Source organism: Hominilimicola sp. (genome assembly GCF_046972485.1).
Lineage (GTDB): Bacteria > Bacillota > Clostridia > UBA1381 > UBA1381 > Hominilimicola > Hominilimicola fabiformis.
In genome coordinates, this window is sequence record NZ_JBKVWU010000157.1 from 1 (window position 1) to 4,446 (window position 4,446).

Below are 4,446 nucleotides of genomic sequence, written 5' to 3' on the forward strand. Positions count from 1 at the left end.
GGTTATACATGACGGTGTTGACGTGTTAAGCTCAGTTATACTTGAATCGGAAGTTGACGAGGGTACACACGTAGGACCTTTTGCGTATATCAGACCTAATTGTCATGTGGGTAAGGAAGTTAAAGTCGGCGATTTTGTTGAGCTTAAAAATTCAAATATTGACGACGGTACAAAGATTTCTCACCTTACATACATCGGCGACAGCGATGTCGGTAAGAGGGTAAACTTCGGCTGTGGTACTGTAACGTGTAACTATGACGGTAAGAAGAAGTACAGAACAACAATCGGTGATGATTGCTTTGTCGGCTGTAACACAAACTTCGTTTCGCCGATTAATGTCGGTGACGGCGTTTATATTGCCGCAGGCTCGACAATAACAGAAGATATTCCTGAAAACAGCTTGTCTATCGCACGTGCAAGACAGGTTAATAAAGAGGGTTGGAAGGATAAACGTAAGTAATATGAGTTTTAAAGATATTTGGGCAGATAAATTATCTGCCCTTTTTGGACGTAAAGAGGAGATTATACCAATGTATTTAATAGTGGGACTTGGAAATCCGGGTAAGCAGTACGATATGACGCGTCATAATATCGGATTTCACACAATAGACTATATTGCGGATAAGTACGGTGCAAAACTTACCAAATTAAAGTTTAAAGCAGTGTACGGTGAGGCAACAATAAGCGGTGAAAAGGTGTACCTTGTAAAACCGCAGACATATATGAATTTAAGCGGTGATTCAGTCGGTGAAATGGCACAGTTTTATAAAATACCGCCTGAAAATATTATTGTAATCAATGACGATATATCTCTTGATGTAGGCAGAATAAGAGTAAGACCGAAAGGAAGTGCCGGCGGTCACAACGGACTTAAATCTATAATATACCGTCTAAACAGCGATACATTCCCAAGAGTAAAAATGGGTGTCGGTGCACCGAAACACGAAGATTATGATTTGGCAGACTTTGTACTCGGCAGATTTACAAAGGAAGAAATTCCTGTAATGGAGGACGCAATAGTTAAAGCGGAAAAAGCTGTTGCAGAGATTATCAAAAACGGTGTACAGTCTGCGATGAATAAGTATAACGGCAAATAAAAAAGTGCATTTTGTCCGTCCACGACAAGGTGTGTAAAGAACGGTTGTGGGCAGAAAGGCTGTAAATATGAATTTTTCTGATATTTTAAACGATTATGCACCGTATAAAGGCATAGTCGAAAATCTTAATAATACGCCTGTTTCTGTTGCGGGAATAGTTGAATCGGCTCAGGGACAGCTTATTTATTCGCTGAAAAATGAAAATAAATCATCTGCGCTTGTTGTGTGTTACAGTGATATGGAGGCGAGAAAACTTTATTCGGATATGGAATTGTATTCGGATAATGTTTTGTATTTTCCGACAAAGGAATATATTTTCTATAATATCGAAACCTCCGGTCATCAGAACGAGCACGCAAGAATTTCCGTTATACAGAAACTTGTAAGCGGCGGCGATTATATAGTTGTGACAAGCCTTGACGCAATTCTGCAGTATACTTGCGATAAAGAAGAATTTAAGAGCCTTTGTATAGATTTTGAGCTTGGAAAAACGTTTAATCTTGAAAAGCTGACGGAGGACCTTGTTGTAATGGGTTACTCAAGAGAGGACAGCGTTGAGGGTGCGGGACAGTTCGCAATCCGCGGTGGAATACTTGATATATTTCCTGTCGGCAACGAAAATCCGTACAGAATTGAATTTTTTGATGATGAAACCGACTCTATAAGAGAGTTTGACACATATACTCAGCGTTCGCTTGATAAGATTGACTTCGCACGTGTGACGCCGGCGAATGAGGCGGTTATCACTGACGAAAAACGTGACAGAATTATAGCAGAGCTTGAAAAACGCATAAGAAGTGCGAAACGTAAAAAGAGTGACGAAAGCTATTTTATCGAAACAACCGAATCGGATATAGAAAGCTTTAAGGAAGTAAGATATTTCCCGTCAATAGACAAATATGTATCGCTTGTATATGACAAAATACCGTCAATTACCGATTATTTTTCGGATAATGACCTTGTGTTTATAATTGACCCGAAACGTATAAGCGAGCGTGGCAAGACGTTTGAATGGGAGAAAAACGAAGTAGTAGCCGAACTTAAAGAAAAGGGAATAATCGGTGCGGCAAAGGACAGTTTTTATTGCTCATATCACGATAAAGTGCATGAAATGTCGGCGAAAAAACTTATTTCGCTTGACGTTCTTTCTCATTCGTCAACCGACTTTAAATACAAGCACCTTGAAACATTCACAACTAAAACAACTGTTTCGTTCCACGGTAAAATCGAGTATTTGTATGAAGATTTAAGGAATTGGCAGAGTAAAAATTATACGGTCGCAATTCTTTGTACGTCAAGAGGCCGCGGCGAAAACCTTGCAGGTGTGCTTGTTGACAAGGGGATAAGAGCGAGATTTATCGGTGATGACGCAAATAAGGCGAATTTCAATAAAGGCGAAACCGTTATAATAAAGGGTGAACTTAATAAGGGCTTTGAGTATCCCGAAATTAATTTTGTGCTTGTTTCCGACAGAGAAATTTTTGAAACAAAGAAAAGTCGTTCAAGACGTAAAGTTGAAAATGCAAACAGAATTAAGAATTACACAGATATAAGTGTAGGCGACTACGTTGTACATCAAACGCACGGTATCGGTCAATATATGGGTACAAAGAAAATGGTTGTCGGCGGTATAACAAAGGATTACCTTAAAATTCAGTATCAAGGCACAGATTCTTTGTATATTCCGATTGACCAGCTTAATCTGCTTTATAAATATGTCGGCAATACCGATAAAAAGCTGAAACTTAATAAGCTCGGCAGTAACGAATGGAACAAGACAAAGCAGAGAGTAAAACAGTCAACGGAAGAATTGGCGAAAAAACTTGTTGCACTTTATGCGGAACGTGAGAGGGCAAAAGGTTTTGCGTACAGTGAAGACACACCTTGGCAGCGTGATTTTGAAGATACGTTCCCGTATCAGGAAACGGACGACCAATTAAGGTCGATTGAAGAAGTTAAAGGCGATATGGAAAGCCAAAAGCCGATGGACAGACTTCTTTGCGGTGACGTTGGTTTCGGTAAAACGGAAATTGCACTTCGTGCGGCATTTAAGGCGGTCGGCGACTCAAAACAAGTCGCATATCTTTGCCCTACGACAATTCTTGCAATGCAGCATTACGAAACGTTTTTAAAACGTATGGAAAGTTTTCCGATAAAGGTTGAAATGCTGTCGCGTTTTCGTACAGCTTCCGAGCAAAAACGTATTTTGAAAAAACTTAAAACGGGCGAAATTGATATAATTATCGGAACGCACAGAATACTTTCAAAGGACTTGGAATTTAAAGATTTGGGCTTGCTTATAATAGACGAGGAACAGAGATTTGGTGTTGCACACAAGGAACGGTTAAAGGAATTAAAGCAAAATATAGACGTTCTGACAATGACTGCAACGCCTATACCGCGTACCTTGCATATGGCAATGACGGGTGTAAGAGATATGAGTGTGCTTTCGGAACCGCCCGAAAACAGATACCCTGTACAGACGTATGTTTTGGAGGACAATCCCGCAGTTATAGCGGACGCTGTCAGAAATGAACTGTCACGCGGAGGACAGGTGTTTTATCTGTATAACCGTGTACAGGGAATATACAGAAAAGCGGAATGGATACGTTCAATGTTCCCCGATATAACCGTTGCAGTCGGTCACGGTAAGATGAAAGAGGACGAACTTGAAGATATTATGTACGATATGGTAAACGGCAAAACTGACGTACTTGTCTGTACGACTATTATCGAAACAGGTCTTGACATTCCGAATGCGAATACGATTATAATTGAAAATGCCGATAAAATGGGACTTTCACAGCTTTATCAGTTAAGAGGACGTGTCGGACGTTCAAATCGTGCGGCATATGCGTATTTGACGTATCACAGAGATAAGATATTATCGGATATTGCGTCAAAAAGACTTCGTGCGGTAAAGGAATTTACCGAGTTCGGTTCGGGATTTAAAATTGCAATGCGTGACCTTGAAATAAGAGGTGCAGGCAATATTTTAGGACCTGAACAGCACGGACATATGGACGCTGTCGGCTACGATATGTACTGTAAATTGCTGAAAGAAAGCGTTGATGAGGCACAGGGTATTAAGATTGACGATGTGCAGGACGTTGCGATTGATATAAATATTGACGCATATTTGCCTGAAAGCTATATCAGAAACCACAATCAACGTATTGATATATACAAGAAAATAGCGGCAATCGAAACGGAGGACGATAAGTTTGAAATCGAGGACGAACTTATCGACAGATTTGGTGATATACCGAGAGCCGTACAAAATATTATCGAAGTTGCGTCACTTAAAACGTATGCCAAAGAATGTGGTATATATGAAATAGCACAGAGC

The 4,446-nt window shown here is 40.1% G+C and carries 3 protein-coding genes; all 3 read left to right on the plus strand.

The genetic code is table 11. The annotated features are described in order from the left end of the window. Positions 1 to 460 (plus strand): DapH/DapD/GlmU-related protein (locus ACLTU0_RS10995; protein ID WP_412322474.1); only part of this gene is annotated, 460 nt, incomplete at its 5' end. A 70-nt stretch (positions 461 to 530) separates the two neighbouring features. Further along, the gene (pth, locus tag ACLTU0_RS11000) at positions 531 to 1,097 is read left to right on the plus strand and encodes an aminoacyl-tRNA hydrolase (protein WP_147513588.1); all 567 of its coding nucleotides are present in this window, start codon (positions 531 to 533) and stop codon (positions 1,095 to 1,097) included. Between the two features lie 67 nt (positions 1,098 to 1,164). Next, positions 1,165 to 4,446: transcription-repair coupling factor (mfd, locus tag ACLTU0_RS11005; protein WP_412322475.1), on the plus strand; the 3,282-nt coding region annotated here is incomplete at its 3' end.